The 14932-nt window shown below is 56.9% G+C and carries 15 protein-coding genes; 1 reads left to right on the top strand and 14 read right to left on the bottom strand.

Annotated elements, in window-relative coordinates; genetic code table 11:
• Positions 1-16 precede the first annotated feature (16 nt).
• The 8 genes from DWZ54_RS11160 to DWZ54_RS11125 form a co-directional block, all read right to left on the bottom strand.
• Positions 17-991, bottom strand: coding sequence for a phenylacetate--CoA ligase family protein (locus tag DWZ54_RS11160; RefSeq protein WP_118476368.1), 975 nt, complete (start codon positions 989-991; stop codon positions 17-19).
• Positions 992-1106: 115 nt separating this feature from the next.
• Entirely contained in the window at positions 1107-1550 is a 444-nt protein-coding gene (locus DWZ54_RS11155; RefSeq protein WP_118476366.1) for an Hsp20 family protein, read from the bottom strand.
• A 108-nt stretch (positions 1551-1658) separates the two neighbouring features.
• Positions 1659-3083, bottom strand: coding sequence for a DUF438 domain-containing protein (locus DWZ54_RS11150; protein WP_118476364.1), 1425 nt, complete (start codon positions 3081-3083; stop codon positions 1659-1661).
• A 145-nt stretch (positions 3084-3228) separates the two neighbouring features.
• The gene (locus DWZ54_RS11145; protein WP_118476362.1) at positions 3229-4470 is read right to left on the bottom strand and encodes a radical SAM protein; all 1242 of its coding nucleotides are present in this window, start codon (positions 4468-4470) and stop codon (positions 3229-3231) included.
• Positions 4471-4684: 214 nt separating this feature from the next.
• Complete coding sequence (locus DWZ54_RS11140) at positions 4685-5893, bottom strand: RNA-guided endonuclease TnpB family protein (protein ID WP_118476361.1); 1209 nt, start codon at positions 5891-5893, stop codon at positions 4685-4687.
• Positions 5832-6482, bottom strand: coding sequence for an IS607 family transposase (locus DWZ54_RS11135; RefSeq protein ID WP_118476359.1), 651 nt, complete (start codon positions 6480-6482; stop codon positions 5832-5834). The genes DWZ54_RS11140 and DWZ54_RS11135 overlap by 62 nt, the downstream gene beginning before the upstream one ends.
• Before the next feature lie 39 nt (positions 6483-6521).
• Positions 6522-7169 (bottom strand): aminoacyl-tRNA hydrolase, encoded by a 648-nt coding sequence (gene pth, locus DWZ54_RS11130; RefSeq protein ID WP_118015317.1) that lies wholly within the window; start codon positions 7167-7169, stop codon positions 6522-6524.
• Positions 7170-7348: 179 nt separating this feature from the next.
• Entirely contained in the window at positions 7349-8197 is an 849-nt protein-coding gene (locus DWZ54_RS11125) for an undecaprenyl-diphosphate phosphatase (RefSeq protein WP_118015316.1), read from the bottom strand.
• A gap of 322 nt (positions 8198-8519) precedes the next feature.
• On the opposite strand from DWZ54_RS11125, the gene trxA reads away from it, so the two are divergent.
• Entirely contained in the window at positions 8520-8828 is a 309-nt protein-coding gene (gene trxA / locus DWZ54_RS11120) for a thioredoxin (protein ID WP_118476357.1), read from the top strand.
• Positions 8829-8925: 97 nt separating this feature from the next.
• Here trxA and DWZ54_RS11115 read toward each other — a convergent pair whose 3' ends face one another.
• The 6 genes from DWZ54_RS11115 to DWZ54_RS11090 all read right to left on the bottom strand — a co-directional run bounded on the left by DWZ54_RS11115 (position 8926) and on the right by DWZ54_RS11090 (position 14847).
• A complete protein-coding gene (locus DWZ54_RS11115; protein ID WP_118015314.1) occupies positions 8926-9609 on the bottom strand; it encodes a Crp/Fnr family transcriptional regulator in 684 nt (227 codons plus the stop codon).
• A gap of 119 nt (positions 9610-9728) precedes the next feature.
• Positions 9729-10676 carry a ribose-phosphate pyrophosphokinase gene (locus DWZ54_RS11110; RefSeq protein WP_118015313.1) on the bottom strand — a complete coding sequence of 316 codons (948 nt, stop codon included), beginning with the start codon at positions 10674-10676 and terminating at the stop codon, positions 9729-9731.
• Positions 10677-10863: 187 nt separating this feature from the next.
• Entirely contained in the window at positions 10864-12231 is a 1368-nt protein-coding gene (gene glmU, locus DWZ54_RS11105) for a bifunctional UDP-N-acetylglucosamine diphosphorylase/glucosamine-1-phosphate N-acetyltransferase GlmU (protein WP_118476355.1), read from the bottom strand.
• Positions 12232-12299: 68 nt separating this feature from the next.
• On the bottom strand, positions 12300-13028 hold the full coding sequence (locus tag DWZ54_RS11100) for a GntR family transcriptional regulator (RefSeq protein WP_118476353.1): 729 nt from the start codon (positions 13026-13028) through the stop codon (positions 12300-12302).
• 16 nt (positions 13029-13044) lie between these two features.
• Positions 13045-13908 carry a 4-(cytidine 5'-diphospho)-2-C-methyl-D-erythritol kinase gene (gene ispE / locus DWZ54_RS11095; RefSeq protein ID WP_199663371.1) on the bottom strand — a complete coding sequence of 288 codons (864 nt, stop codon included), beginning with the start codon at positions 13906-13908 and terminating at the stop codon, positions 13045-13047.
• Positions 13909-13977: 69 nt separating this feature from the next.
• Positions 13978-14847 (bottom strand): 4Fe-4S binding protein, encoded by an 870-nt coding sequence (locus tag DWZ54_RS11090; protein ID WP_118476349.1) that lies wholly within the window; start codon positions 14845-14847, stop codon positions 13978-13980.
• Positions 14848-14932: the final 85 nt, after the last annotated feature.

The raw sequence follows: 14932 nt of genomic DNA, 5'->3' as shown, positions 1-14932 counted from the left end.
CCTTTCCGTTTCCGCATTACTCGGCGGCACTTATGCCTGTAAGCTCGACGCGCAGCCCCGTCCGCCCGCACGCGCAGGCTCCAAGCTTCCGGACCATGAGTCCCGTGCGCAGGCGCAGGAGCGGCATGGCCTGAGCCTCGAGCGAAGTCAGCACGAGTTCGCCCGTCTCGCCTGCTGCGGTCTCGCTTCCATCTGCCTTGAGGATTTCCACTAAATAAAGGTCTTCCGCAACATGGAAGGCCAGCCTGCCCGCCTCACATGGCAGGAAAATGCCGGGCGTGCCGAATTCCGGCAGTGCCAAAAGATGGTAGATCTTCAGGCTGCTCCATGCCTTTGGCAAAGGCGCAAGTGCCGAAGCCGCCGAATCATGCAGCAGGATGAGCCTGTTGACGGGATACGCGGACAAGTCCTCCCCGCCTGCTGCCAGCACATTTTCAAGCTCCCGGATCCGTGCCGGCGCACCGGCCAGGGTATCGAGATGCGAACCTTCGAGCAACGGCTGCCAGGCAGAGCAGTCATCGCCCATGGGCACCACCGTGGCACCGACGAATTCCAGGCCGTACTGGATGTCGAGCAGACGGCTGTCCGCGCCGCTCCCGAGCCAGCCGGCGACCGCAGCCCGGTGCAGGCCGGCAGATACGAGGCAGCGCGTCACGAGCTCGATATCGTGCGCGATATCGCCATTCGTGTAGAGGCGCGTGAGCGCGCCCTTCCCGCCCCGCAGCGCGCTCAGGCGCAGCATGCTTGAAAGCGGCATCGTCGAGAAATCCAGCATCGGCACCGCATGCAATTGATTGAACGTCAGAAACGGCAGCTTCCGGATGTCCTCTGCCGTTTCGATATCCGTATACGAAACGCCCTGCCGCACGAGCGATTCATGAAAGAACGCCGTCTTTTCCTGCGCCCAGCGCACGGCCTTCGAGAGCTTTTGTCCCTGCAGGAGCAAAAGCTGCGCACGGTCCATCGTTTCCACCTGAGGATTTGCAAACATAAAAAACCTCCATAACGCAAAAGTCTATTTATATATTCCTTCCCGAGCCGCAAAAGTCCTGCTGAAAAAGGCCGCCGCACCACGAGGATGCAGCGGCCTTTGCCGGTGTATGCGATTACTTGATGTCGAAAACTGTGCGGCCCTTGTCGTCCGGCTCCTTCGGCATCACGATGTGCAGCACGCCGTCCGCAAACGAGACGGTGACCTCATCCTTGAGGATGCCGTCAATCTCAAATCTGCGCTCGAACGTGCCCATGCGGCGCTCTCGGCAGATGTAGCGGACATCCATGTCGGGCTCCGGGCGCTCTGCCTTGATCGTCAGGTAATTATTGTCATCATACGATACCGTGATCTGATCCTTGTGGAAGCCCGGCAGCTCGGCAAAGAGCTCATAGCGGTCCGGCGTGTCGATGACATCGACGCGGAACGACGAAAGCGCTCCGCTGACGCGCCCGATTGGATTGCAGGGCTGCTCCGCCACGAAATCCAGGACTTTCTCCACGGCCTCGCGGCCGCGCTCGGCATTCTCACGGATATTGAACGGGATTGGTCTAAACATGATGATCGCCTCCAAGAAGAGATGATGATTTCTTGTACTACATCTTTATTATAGTAAAATTGTATGAAAATTTCAAGAAAATACCATCATCAAACAGCAATCATTCTGTCATCCCTTCTGCGGGCGCACTGGTCTGGCGAAGTGATCCAGCGCCTTCTGGTAATCCTGCACGAACTCCACCGTGCCCATGTACTCGCCCTGCTCATCGTAGACGGCAAGGTAGCGCACGCCGACCGGGCGTCCCATGATGCGGCGCCAGACCTCCATGTGGTCGCGCTTCTTCGCCTTGAAATCGAGCAGCATCTGGCGCACGACCGGGATAACCTCGGGCGGATGGCAGCTGTAGACCTCGCGCCCGAGCGCCGTCAGCGGACGCGAGAAAATACGTCCTTCATTGAGGAAATACCGCAGGATATCATCCTTGTCGATGAAGGTGATGTCGACGTCAAGCAGCTTGAGAATGCCCTGGAGCTGACGCACCGTGAGTTCACCCGTCGGCAGCTTGACGCGGCCGTCGAGCGCCTCCGGCGGAGCCTGCTGGCTCAGGATCCACTGCTCGCCTTCCTGCCAGCGCGGCAGCGTCTCGGCATCAACGAAGGCCATGCCCATCTCGAAGAGATCCCGGTAAACTTGATACCACTGCTCCTGCGTGAAGAAACGCAGCGACAGCGGGAACAGAATCTTGTCCTCCTTGACGATCATCTCGCGAATGCGCGTGATGACCTGATTCAGGCGTCCGCGCACGATCATCAGGTTCTCGGGGTCTTCCTTCAGCGTTTTCGTCAATACGCCGAGTTCTTTCTTGATCTCGTCGTCCACGCCCCACATGACCTGTGAGGGTCCCGTCACGCCGTAATCGTAAAGGAAGGGCATCAGGAGTTCCTCTTTTTTCGCGTAATGCGAACGGATGGCGTTGAGTGCGGCCGTCTCAGCGGCAACGGCCTGCATATCGCCCTTGCCGAGAGCCTGCTCGAGACTCGTGAGTGCCTTCGAAAGGCCCTCATTCTCGAGGCGCAGCAGCGAGAGCGGATGGCCGGCCGGCAAATCGTCGATTTCCGCTTCGCCCTTCGGCGCAGCCGGCTTCGTTTCAATGTGTCCCTCGAACAGCGACGCATGCAGGTCGCAGAGGCGCTGGACCTCGCGCACGGGCACGCCGCCCTTGATGAGCTCCTGTTCCGCCGCAGCGATTTCCTCGGGCGCCACATCCTCGAAGTTCTGCACGAAATCCTTGCGGACCTCCGCGGCTTCCTCACCGCGGTGCAGGCGGCCGATGTAATCGCGCAGCCGCGCCTGGCGCTTCTGCTGTTCGCCGTTCTTCAGGACAAAGCCCTCCTTCTCCAGAGCTTCCGCCAGGCGGTCAAATGAAATGCCCTTGACGACTGCACCGCGCGGCAGCGTCATGATGCGGCCCATGAGCTGCAGGGCGCCGGGCCTCAGGATATCCGTAAAGCCCAGGGAAGCCAGCACATCCCGCAGTTCCGGGTATTCGCGGACAAGCTCCGCCACGCTTTTATTGAGATCGAGTTCTTTCATGAAAATGCTCCTTATCAATCGTTGTCAACCGTAATCTGTCATGCTGATGCATCGTTCGTATGACCCGATTATAGTATGGAACAAGGCGAACGGGCTGTATCATTTGTTACCCGCCGCCCGTCGCTGCTGCCCCGAGAAGAAGGCGTCAATCTTCGACATAATGGCTGAAGCTGCCGATGACGAGCTGTGGGAATTCCTCGTGAAGCGTCGTCAGGAAATGGCGCGTACCGAGGATCTTGCCCTGCGCAGCCGGCATGATGTCCAGGAACGCATCGGGGTCGATGTTGAGGTTGCGCACCTGGATCATCTGCACGGGCAGCTCGCGGAAGAATTCCTGCCAGGCCTCCAGCTCCTCCTCGCGGTCGTTGAAGCCCGGGAAATACAGGAGGTTCAGCGAGACGTAGACGCCGTGGTCGAGCGCATAGCGGATGGATGCCTTGACGTCCTTCAGGTGGTAGCTCGCGCGGTAATATGCATCGTAGCCCTCCTCGCGCGCGCTGATGATCGAGACGCGGATGGAGTCGAGGCCGGCATCGACGATTTTCTGAATGCCTTCCGTCCAGCCCGCGTTGGAATTCATGTTGATCTGGCCGCGCTTCGTCCTGGCCCGGATCATCGGAATAGCCGCAGCGATGCGGTCGGCGGCCAGCGACGGCTCACCCTCGCAGCCTTGACCGAAGCTGATGATGCCATCCGGTGCGACCGACAGGTGGTAGATGCCGACTTCGGCAATCTCCTCCGGCGTCGGACGGAATTTGATGCGCTCCTGCGGCGACGGGCAGCACTCGGCCGGCTGCAGCGAGATGCAGCCGAAGCAGTTGGCATTGCAGACGGGCGACGTCGGGATGCCGCATTCCCAGCGGCGGTAAAAGAGATTCTGCGCTGTGCAGCAGTGCCACTTGAGCGAGCAGCCGCCGACCTGCTCGACGATGCGGTTGCCCGGCAGATCCTTCTTCGTGCGCTTGACGAGCCTTGCCAGCTCCTTCGTATTATAGTGCACGGGATCCCACTTGTCATTCTCATCGGTGTAGACGGCTGCACAATAAAGCTCATCCTTGTAGACGACGACGGCCGTATACCCGTAGAGCGGCAGGCGCTGTGCTTCCTCCGCCCGCTCATAGGCAGGCAGATAAAGGCGCGTGTAGCCGGCAGGCAGGATGGCGGCGACGGCGAGCCCGCTGATTGGCATGACCTCGCCGTCAGGCCCCATGCCCACGGCCAGATGGTCCGGCAGCAGCATGAGGTCAGCGCTCTCCGGCAGCGGGATGAGGTCTTCCGGCTTCAGCAGCACATTCTCACGGCCCGTGCGTCCCATGCCGGTCATCCCCGGCGCATCGAGGATATTGCCGTCCTCATCGGCATATACGGCTGTAATCCGCTCATTCATGCTGATTCTGCTACTAAAAACATAGAATAACATAGAAATTATCTATGCCTAGAAAAATTCCTTATTCATCGTGTATGCTTTTGTCCAGGCAAGCCTGAGACTACTCACAAGTTCTTGTACACTCCAAAGGCGTTGGCCGTATTCCTTGCCTCACAAGGCAACGGCCTGTTCCCGACTAGCCATCGGTACATGTATCAAGACGTGAAAACGTGAATCAGGCGATGCGATAGTTCTTCGTATCGCGCAGATTCAGCGCTGCATTCAAGTCGCGGTCTTCCGTGTAGCCGCATACAGGGCAGACATAGATGCGGTCTTTGAGTTTCAGGCCGCCATGCACATGCCCGCAGGCATGGCAGGTCTTGGAACTCGGGTAGAAGCGGTCTGCGATGCGGAATTCAATCCCGATGATCTCTGCCTTGCGCCGGAGCTTCTCGCGTAAGGAGTAGAAGCGCTGCTGCGCCACGGACTTTGAAAGATGACGATTTTTCATCATGCCGGTCACATTGAGGTCTTCCATCGTGATGAAGCGTGGTTTTTGCTCGACCAGTGCGTGGATAACCTGATTCTCGTAATTGCGGCGAAGATTCGTCAGCCGCTGATGCAGTTTCTGTACCGATAATCTCTTTTTCTCTATGTTTGCAGAGGCAGTAGCAGTACTACCACCTTTCTTCTTTCGTATCTCGTACTTGCGGCTGAGACGCCTCTGCTCTCTTCTCAGCCGCTTCTCAAGCCGTCTGGCCCGAGAAGACGTGTTGATATTCTCAAAAATCCTGCCATCGCTGACGATGGCAAGCGATTTGACGCCGAGGTCCACACCGATGCCATCCGACTGCGGATGGTACGATGCTTCCAGGTCATTGTTATAGCGGCTCGTCTCCTCAATCTCGGCCGTGACCGAGACGTAGTAGCGACCCGCTTCACAGGAGACATGCCCGTTCTTGATGGTCACGCCCTGCGGCAGGTAGCCAAATTCTTTCAGACGCACCCTGCCGATGGTCGGAATCTGGATCTTGTGCCGCCAGATGGTCCAGTCTCCCTTATTGTTCTTCGGGAAGTAGAGCTTCACATTCTGCTGGTTCTTCCGCTTGAAGCGTGGGAAGCGCGCCGGGCCTTTGAAGAAGCGCCTGAACGCCTGCTCCGCATTGACGAGGACTTTCTTGCGCGCCTTAGAGCCGCACTGGTCAATCCATGGGAATTTCTTCTTCAGCACGTGGTTGACGTATTTGTCGAAGTCATTGGCTGTAATGAAGTGAGGCTGTTTCTCATCAAGGACGCCGCGCTGATACAGGCGGCACAGCCAGATATTACGGGCGATGTACTGATTTGCCAGGAATCGGCAGATGCCGAGAGAACGGCGCACCTTATCCGTTTGGCTTTCGGTGAGACGGAGTTCGGTCTTGAAGGATTTGAGCAACCGCTTCATCCCCTTTCAGTTTCCCTTCGTATTTTCCCAATCCATGAATACGGCTAGAAAACATACGAATGATGCTGATGAGGTCCTGTATCATCTCGCGTTCCGGGCTGAGATCCTCATTGTTGACGACAATGATCTTTGCCCCGTGCTCCGCCAGATGGCGCTCGAACCAGTCAAAACCGAAACGGACGAACCGATCCTTATGTGCGATATAGATTTCAGCAACTTTGCCTTCCTCCGCTATCTTGATGAGTTCATTCCATTGTTTCCGCTTGAGATTCAGGCCACTGCCAATATCCGTCATGACACGGTCGGCAATGACACCGCGCGCATTGACAAACTCGCGCAAGAATGACACTTGGTTCTTCAAGTCGTCACGCTGCTTTGCCGTTGACACTCTGGCGTATAGGATCACTTTCTTCTGATTCTGTACTCTCGTACTGTTCCCCATATACACATCCAACTGTTCCTGTGTATAAAACCTCCGATTCGTCGGGGTTCTGAAAGCTTTCAATTTGCCCGCGACATCCCACTTCTGGAGCGTCCGGACTGTCACACCGAGCATCTTAGCAAAATCTTTCGGTTTATAGGTATTCATACTTATATGATACCATATGTACCTATTATATTCTATATTTTATTTAACAGTTATAAGCTCCTTCTGTCCTGCTGAAACGGGCTCTGCCGTTTCCTGCTTTGCCTTCTTTTTCTTCTGCTTCTTGGGATTGTAACGGTTCATCGCCACATCGACATCATCCGTCACGATGCATTCCACTGCGGGTTCCAGGTACTTGATTGCATCCTCGATCTTCTGCTGCCCTTCGTCAGAAAATGGTGCCAGCACGTGATTGACGACCGTCCAGCCCGGCAGCGGCCGGCCGATGCCGATGCGCACGCGCGCGAAATGCTCGTCCCCGACATGCGCGAGAATGGACTTGATACCGTTGTGACCGCCCGCACTGCCCTTCTTGCGGATGCGGATGGTGCCCACGGGTATATCCATATCGTCGTGCACGACGATGAGATCCTCCGGCTCGAGCTTGTACCAGGAGAGCAGCGGTCCGATGGCGCGGCCGCTCTCATTCATGTACGTCTGCGGTTTGACGAGCAGCACCTTCTGCGTGCCGATGCGGGCAGGAGCGACGAGCGCATCGAACTTCGCCTGCCATTCCGAGGCGGAGACGCCCAGTGCCTCCGCCAGCGCGTCGACAAACATAAAGCCCACATTGTGTTTCGTCCTGGCATACTCCGTTCCCGGATTGCCAAGGCCTGCGATGATTTTCATGCAATGATCCTCTTTCTATTATTATGAAACAAAACGTCAACAAACATTGTACCAATAAGTTTATCACATCGAAGCCATACTGTCAGCACCAAGCCCCGGGCCATGAAGTTCCCTGCTTCCATAATGAAAAAGCTGCTGCACAACAAATGCCTGTGCAGCAGCCTGAAAGCTGATGAAAATCAGTCGTTGGCCGTCGGATCGCCAACCAGGAACAGGTAAGCGAGCACGACGATGCCGAGCGCGATGCGGTACCAGCCGAACGCCTTGAAGTCATTCGTCTTGATGTAGCGCATCAGGAACTTGATGGACAAGACGGAGACGATGAATGCCGTGACCATGCCCACGACCATGATGACGATCTCAGCGCCCGTATAGTGGAAGCCGAACTTGACCATCTTGAGCGCGCTGGCGCCGAACATGACGGGAATCGCCAGGAAAAACGTGAACTCGGCAGCCACCGTGCGGCTCGTGCCGAAGAGCAGGCCGCCGAGGATCGTCGCACCGGACCGGCTCGTGCCAGGCACCAGCGAGAGCACCTGGAAGAGGCCGATGATGAGTGCCGTCTTGTAGTCGAGACGGCGCAGATCCGTGATGCGCGGACGGCGATGCTTGTTGTAATTCTCGACGATGATGAACATGATGCCGTAGAAAATCAGCGTCGTCGCCACGACGAGAGCCGTCATGAAATGCTCTTCCATGTACTTGTTGAAGAGCAGGCCGATGACGGCCGCCGGGATGCAGGCCACGATAACCTTCATCCAAAGCTGTACGGTATCCCGTTTTTCCTGACGCGTCTTCCAGGACGAGAACGGATTGAGCTTCTCGAAGCTCAGCACGACGACGGCCATGATGGCGCCGAGCTGGATGACCACCAGGAACATGTCCATGAACTGTTTCGTGACATTGAGCTTAATGAACTCATCGACCAGGATCATATGACCCGTACTTGATACCGGCAGCCATTCCGTCAGGCCTTCGACGATGCCCAGAATGATAGTCTTAAGCAAATCGGCAATACTTAAATCCACGTTTTTCTCCCCCTACGGTTTGTTTTCTTCATTGCAGCATGTCCCATTATAGCACAGCTCCACGGGCTATGCATGGAATTTTGCGGGAATCATGCGGCTCCCAGCCTTCTATTTATGGTCCGAGTATAGCAAACCAAGGTAAACGGAACTTAAACAACGCGAAAAAAAGTGCATCTGGCTTTCCTCCCGCGGAAATGTGAGTAAATCACAGAAAACCGCCGTTTTCCCGACTATACTAAAAGCAACGATAACAAAGCGCCGCTTTTCCCCAACACAGCGCTTGCAATACGATTTTCATATCGAAGCCATAGGAGGTTTTATCATGTCTGCCATCGTCATCACCAAGGAGAATTTCGAAGCCGAGGTCCTGAAAGCCAGCGGCACGGTACTCGTCGATTTCTGGGCTACCTGGTGCGGCCCCTGCCGCATGCTCTCCCCGATCGTCGATCAGGTTGCCGATGAACACCCGGATGTCAAAGTCGGCAAGATCAACGTCGACGAACAGCCGGAACTCGCGCAGCAGTTCGACATCATGAGCATCCCGACGCTGCTCGTCTTCCGCAACGGCCAGAAAGTCAATGAATCCGTCGGCCTCATCCCGAAGGAAAAGGTAGAGTCCCTGTTAAGCTGAAATCCATATTCCCACTCCCATACACATTCCCATACTCCTGTCACAGAAAAGAACCGTCCTCTGCACATATCGTGCTGTGGGACGGCTCTTTTATCTATCAATATTCTCCTGCAAGCTTCTTCAGCGCTTCTTTGTTGAGGATGCGCAGCCTGCCGCGTGCCGACTGCACCCAGCCCTCCTGGCCGAAATACTTGACGAGGCGGCTCACAACCTCGCGTGCCGTGCCCATGTAGCGCGCCATCTGCTCATGAGTCAGATGGATCTCATCCTGCTTCGTCTTCTCGCACTCCTCGAGCAAAAAGATCGCGAAGCGGCGGTCAGCCGAGAGAAACAGCACCTGCTGCATCTTGAACAACATCTCCGACAGACGGCCGGCTGCCATCTCGTAGCCATAGCAGCGCACGTAGATATTGTTGTCAGCCAGGCGGCGGAACGAGGCGGCATCCGTGAGCAGCACATCCGTATCCTCCTCGGCATCGATGTAGACATCGAACGTCACGGCATCGAGCGTACAGGCTGCCGACAAGATGCCGATGTCGTCGGCAAACAGGCGGTAAAGCGTCACATCGCGCCCATCCTCCGACAGCGTGTAAACGCGCAGCTGCCCCTTCTTGACGAGCAGCACGCCGATGCAGTCAAATGGCCCGCGGTGCACCTGTGTGCCCGCCTCGTAATGGACGGCATGCGTATGCTCGTTCAGAAGGGCCTTCTCCTGGTCGCTCAGATGCGGCCAAAAATCAAAATGACGGATAAAGAGGTCCGTCGCATTCTTTTCTGCCATAGCAATCTATAAACCTCGCAATACCGGGACCTCCGGCCAGGGAACACGTCCAAAACACGTCCTGAGATAGAAAAATCCCGGCCACACGGGCCGGGATCCATTGCCTGCGCTTCCGAAAATCAGCGGAAGAGCTGGCTGACCGAACGATGGCTCTGGATGCGCATGATGACATCGCCGAGGGCATCAGCCAACGAGAGAACGACGATCTTGTCGGACTGCTTCTCTGGCGGCAGCGGAATCGTATCCGTGATGACGAGCTTCTCAATCGGAGACTCGTTGATGCGCTGGACTGCCGGATCGGACAGGATGGCATGGGAGCAGGAAGCGAAGATGCGCTTGGCACCGCGTTTCTCGAGTGCGCGGGCGCCTTCGCAGAGGGAGCCGGCCGTATCGACGATATCATCGATGATGATGGCAGTCTTGCCCTCGACATCGCCGATGAGGTTCATGACCTCAGCGCAGCCCGGACGCGGACGGCGCTTCTCGATGATGGCGATCGGTGCCTGCAGATGATCGGCGAGGATACGCGCACGCGTTACACCGCCGAGATCCGGCGAGACGACGACGACATCTTCGAGCTTTTGCGTACGGAAATAGTTCGCAATGACCGGGGCAGCAGCCAGATGATCGACAGGGATATCAAAGAAGCCCTGGATCTGACCGGCATGGAGGTCAACCGTTACGACACGAGTTACACCAGCCGTGGTCATGAGATTTGCCACGAGCTTTGCGGAAATCGGCTCACGGCCGCGCGTCTTGCGATCCTGACGAGCATAGGCATAATACGGGACGACAGCCGTGATGCTGTGTGCCGAAGCGCGCTTGCAGGCATCTGCCATGATGAGCAGCTCCATGAGGTTATCATTGACTGGATAAGACGTCGGCTGGATGATGAAGATATCCTTGCCGCGGATGCTCTCACTGATCATGACCTGCGTCTCACCGTTGTTGAAATGACCGACATATGCATCGCAGAGGTTCACGCCGATATGATCGGCAATCTTCTTCGCCAGATCCGGGTTTGCGTTACCGGTCAGGATGCATAAGTTTCCAGTGTCTAAAGCCATTTTGTAAAAAACCTCCAAATCCTTACATGTACATCTCTCTGCCGGAAGAGCAGGCTGGAACCTGCCTTCCTTCTTTTATCAGTATAACACGATTGGACAAAAAAGGACATATGGACTTGAAATTTGCCCATTTCTTTTTTCCCTGCGCGTCTTCCTGCCCCGTTATCTCACAGGTTCTCGCGGATTCTCACTGATCGCGCTTGTCACTCCATCTCTCGATTGTGGTCTGGCGGGCGCGGGCAATCGTCAGCTTGCCGCCCGGTGCCGTCTTCGTGATTGTGGAGCCAGCTGCGATGTAGGCACCGTCTTCAAGCGTCACCGGTGCGACGAGATTCGAGTTGCAGCCGACAAAGACATTGTCGCCGATCTTCGTGCGGTGCTTGATCTTGCCGTCGTAATTGACCGTGATCGTGCCGCAGCCCATGTTGACATTCTCACCCATGTCGCAGTCGCCGATATAGGAGAGATGCGGCAGTTTCGAGCCCTTACCGATGTTTGAATTCTTGACCTCGATGAAGTTGTCGATCTTGACGCCCTCAAAGAGATGCGTATTCGGGCGCAGATGGACGAACTGGCCGAGTTTGACATCATCGTCAATCTGGCACTCGTGCGCGTAGACGAACTGCCCCGTCACACGGTTGCCGCATTTGACATCCTGGAAGCGGACATTCGGGCCGAGCTCGCATTCCTCACCGATGACCGTGCCGTGCTCGAGCCAGGTCCCCGGATAGAGGATCGTGTCGCGGCCGACGACGACATCGTCATCGACATACGTCGTATCGGGGTCCATGATCGTGACGCCCGCTGCCATGAGCTCCTCATTCTTGCGGCGGCGCAGGATCTTTTCGGCACCGGCGAGCTGCTGGCGCGAATTGATGCCGAGCGTATCCTCATAATCATCGGCAGCGACGGCCCAGATCTTCTCGCCCTTCTTCTTGAGTATCTCCAGCACATCCGGCAGATAATACTCACCCTGTGCATTGTCGTTCGTGACATGCGAGAGTGCTTCGAAGAGATCGCGGGCGGCAAAGCAGTAAATGCCGGAGTTGACTTCCTTCACCTGGCGCTCCTCTTCCGTCGCGTCCTTATGCTCGACGATCTTCTCGACCGAGCCGTCGGCCGAGCGGATGATGCGGCCATATCCCGTGGCATCGGGCATGATGGCTGTCAGCACCGTCGCCTTGGCACCGGCTGCGACATGTTCTTCATAGAGTTTCTTGAGCAGCGGCCCCGTCAGGAGCGGCGTGTCGCCGCAAAGGACCATGACCGTGCCCTGCTCATCCTTCAGGAGGTCTGCCGTCTGCAGAACGGCATGGCCCGTGCCGAGCTGCTCCGTCTGCGTGACGAATTCCGCCTGATCGCCGATGGCTGCGCGCACTTCGTCGCCGCCAAACCCCGTCACGACGATATTGCGCTTGGCACCGGCCGCCTTGGCCGCGTCGATGACATGCTGCAGCATCGTCTTGCCGCCGGCCTTGTGCAGGACTTTCGGCAGCTTCGATTTCATGCGCGTACCCTTACCGGCCGCGAGGATTACCGTTACTAAATCTGACATGTTTCAAACGACTCCTATCTATTAATAATGTTTGGCTATGCCTTGACGCACACGTCTTGTCCGCAGGATCACTTGCGGCCCGCATGCGTTCTCTTCTTGGCGGCAAAGACTTCCTGCTGCTTCTTCTGGGCATCCATGGCCTTCAGCAGGGTCTTCTCCGAATTCTCCATATGGTGCTCAGCAGCCTTGCGGGCTGCACGGTCATCGCCATTGGCAATCGCTTCCACGATGGCCCGGTGCTCGTCGAGCGTGGCTTCGAGGCGGCCGGGATACGACATCGAGAGCGTGCGGAAACGCGTGAGCTGATCGCGCAGATTCGAGATGATGCCGACGAGGCGGTTGTTGCGTGCCGCATGATAGAGGAGATCGTGGAACTCGATATCCGTTTCGACAATCTTGTCCATATCCCCTTCTTTGATGTAGCCGCCGATGATGACGAGCAGGCGCTGCAGATGCTCGAGCTCGTCCTCGGTGATATGTTCGGCCGCCAGCCCGTTCGAGAGCGATTCGAGCGCCGTGCGGATCTCAAAGATCTCATTGATGTCGCGGATGGACATATCGGCGACGTACGTGCCGCGGCGCGGCATCATGACCACGTAGCCCTCGAGCTCGAGCTTGCGGATGGCCTCGCGCACAGGCGTGCGGCTCACGCCGAGTTCCTCGGCCAGCTTGATTTCCATGATGCGCTCACCGGGTTTCAGGATGCCCTTGCGGATAGCATCGCGCAAGGACTCGCAGACGACTTCGCGTAACGGTTGATAGCTGTCTAATTTAATCGGAGCTAATCTCTGATCCATAATGGTTCCCTCAATTCTAAACATAATCTTCCTGGGTCGTATGGCAGACGAATACGTCTGCATCGGTTTTCTCTCTAAGCGCTGCGGCCAACCGTTCTGCCGCCTCTCTCGTCTCCAGCAGTCCAAAGACCGTCGGCCCGCTGCCCGACATCATACTCGCCAGAACACCCTGCTGCATCATCTGTTCCTTATACGCGGCGATGACAGGATACTGTTTTATAGTAACACTTTCGAGGACATTGCACAACAACGGCGCAAGCTCTTCCCTGCTGCCTGCGGCAAGGGCCCGGCACATGGCATCGTTGTCCGGATGGCGCTCAGCTCCCTCGGCATCGTAATGCTGATAGGCCCAGGCCGTCGATACAGAAATCGGCGGCTTGGCGAGCACGACCCAGAACGCAGGGACAGGCGGCAGACGCCTCAGGACCTCGCCGCGCCCCGTGGCCAGCATCGTGCCGCCGCGCACGCAGAACGGGATGTCCGAACCCAGCCTGCCGGCGAGCTCACAGAGCTCATCGACGGAAAGCCCGAGCTCATAGAGCGCATTGACGCCACGCAGCACAGCCGCCGCATCGGCGCTGCCGCCCGCCAGCCCCGCTGCCATCGGAATGCGCTTCGTAAGATGGATCCGGACACCTCCCTGTACCCTGCTGTGCGCAAGCAGCAGGGCCGCCGCACGATACGCGAGATTCTTGTCGTCAGCCTTGAGCCATGGCACGTCAATCGAGAGCTCGATGCCTTCTGGAATCCGTTCCAGTTGCAGCGTATCATAAAGGCTCACCGATTGCATGACCATGGAGACTTCATGGTAGCCATCGGGGCGCTTGCCCAGGATGTCAAGCGTCAGGTTGATTTTCGCCTCACCATTTATCGTAATCAATATCCCACTTCCTTCATCCATACCGAAATAAGCTATCCTACATTATTATATGGAATATGCTTTATGTATTCAACATACATTGTGCTTTCCCCTGCCTCCATCGGCGGGCAATCGCACATCTGCGCCGTTTTTTTTGCAGGTGATGGCTTTTACCGGGCAGCTTGCCTCGCAGAGGCCGCAACCGCTGCAGGCCAGTGCCGAAACGTACAGCGTCTTCGGCATGCCCTCCGGCTGACGCATCGAGAGAGCGCGTTCAGGGCAGAGCACCGTGCAGAGGCCGCAGGTATTGCAGGCCGATGAAATCGTGAGCTGAGGGAAGAGCTCGCCAGGTTCACCGCCCTGTGCGGCAATCCAGAGCGCGGAATCAAAGGCATACAGTTTCGTCTGCTGTGCTTCAGCCAGGGTCTGCAGTCCTTCCGTCGCCGAATGGAAAAGCGAGCGAAAAAATTTGCGGCGTTCCACGACGGGGGCTGCCGGCGCCTGTTCACGCGGATGGACCCTCACGAGACGAATGGGCGGCAGGCCCTCCTTTGCCAGGACCTGCTGACAAGCAGCGATCTCCTGCTCGAGCCAGTGAAAAACGGCCGGGCGGCAAGTTTCGCAACGCGAGATATCGATGGCGAGCTCACGCTCGCGCGTCAGCGACCAGAGAAGCCTTCTGTTCAGAAAGCCCAGGCAGGAAGGTGCCGCCTCCTCCACCCGGCGGCACATGAGCACCTGACGAGTCAGATGACGGGTCCTCGCAAGAGCCCCCGCACAATCATCGTTCCCCGCAATGGCCCCCGCGGGACAAACGGCCTGGCAAAGCCCGCAGTCATCACATTTCTTCGGATCTATCACATGCTGATGAACGGCTCCCTGCGGGCAGATGGCCTCACAGGCATCGCACTGCCCTTGTGCATAGCGCACGAGGCAGCGGTTCAAATCAATCGTTCGCATTTTCTCTATGACTCCTGTCTTTCGTTGTCAACTACCCGCGACTAAAGTCGCGAGCTTGAGGGAATCTTTCGATACCTCAATTTGC

Origin of the sequence: Mitsuokella sp. AF33-22, assembly GCF_003475755.1 — a bacterium.
Taxonomy (GTDB): domain Bacteria; phylum Bacillota; class Negativicutes; order Selenomonadales; family Selenomonadaceae; genus Mitsuokella.
The sequence above is the reverse complement of the archived record's forward strand: the minus strand, read 5'-3'. Positions and strand labels throughout refer to the sequence as shown.

What these genes read in the sequence shown, in the direction of transcription:
- DWZ54_RS11160 (WP_118476368.1), bottom strand. Translation starts at nt 991, where the DNA reads ATGTTTGCAAATCCTCAGGTGGAAACGATGGACCGTGCGCAGCTTTTG.
- DWZ54_RS11155 (WP_118476366.1), bottom strand. Translation starts at nt 1,550, where the DNA reads ATGTTTAGACCAATCCCGTTCAATATCCGTGAGAATGCCGAGCGCGGC.
- DWZ54_RS11150 (WP_118476364.1), bottom strand. Translation starts at nt 3,083, where the DNA reads ATGAAAGAACTCGATCTCAATAAAAGCGTGGCGGAGCTTGTCCGCGAA.
- DWZ54_RS11145 (WP_118476362.1), bottom strand. Translation starts at nt 4,470, where the DNA reads ATGAATGAGCGGATTACAGCCGTATATGCCGATGAGGACGGCAATATC.
- DWZ54_RS11140 (WP_118476361.1), bottom strand. Translation starts at nt 5,893, where the DNA reads ATGAAGCGGTTGCTCAAATCCTTCAAGACCGAACTCCGTCTCACCGAA.
- DWZ54_RS11135 (WP_118476359.1), bottom strand. Translation starts at nt 6,482, where the DNA reads ATGAATACCTATAAACCGAAAGATTTTGCTAAGATGCTCGGTGTGACA.
- pth (WP_118015317.1), bottom strand. Translation starts at nt 7,169, where the DNA reads ATGAAAATCATCGCAGGCCTTGGCAATCCGGGAACGGAGTATGCCAGG.
- trxA (WP_118476357.1), top strand. Translation starts at nt 8,520, where the DNA reads ATGTCTGCCATCGTCATCACCAAGGAGAATTTCGAAGCCGAGGTCCTG.
- DWZ54_RS11115 (WP_118015314.1), bottom strand. Translation starts at nt 9,609, where the DNA reads ATGGCAGAAAAGAATGCGACGGACCTCTTTATCCGTCATTTTGATTTT.
- DWZ54_RS11110 (WP_118015313.1), bottom strand. Translation starts at nt 10,676, where the DNA reads ATGGCTTTAGACACTGGAAACTTATGCATCCTGACCGGTAACGCAAAC.
- glmU (WP_118476355.1), bottom strand. Translation starts at nt 12,231, where the DNA reads ATGTCAGATTTAGTAACGGTAATCCTCGCGGCCGGTAAGGGTACGCGC.
- DWZ54_RS11100 (WP_118476353.1), bottom strand. Translation starts at nt 13,028, where the DNA reads ATGGATCAGAGATTAGCTCCGATTAAATTAGACAGCTATCAACCGTTA.
- DWZ54_RS11090 (WP_118476349.1), bottom strand. Translation starts at nt 14,847, where the DNA reads ATGCGAACGATTGATTTGAACCGCTGCCTCGTGCGCTATGCACAAGGG.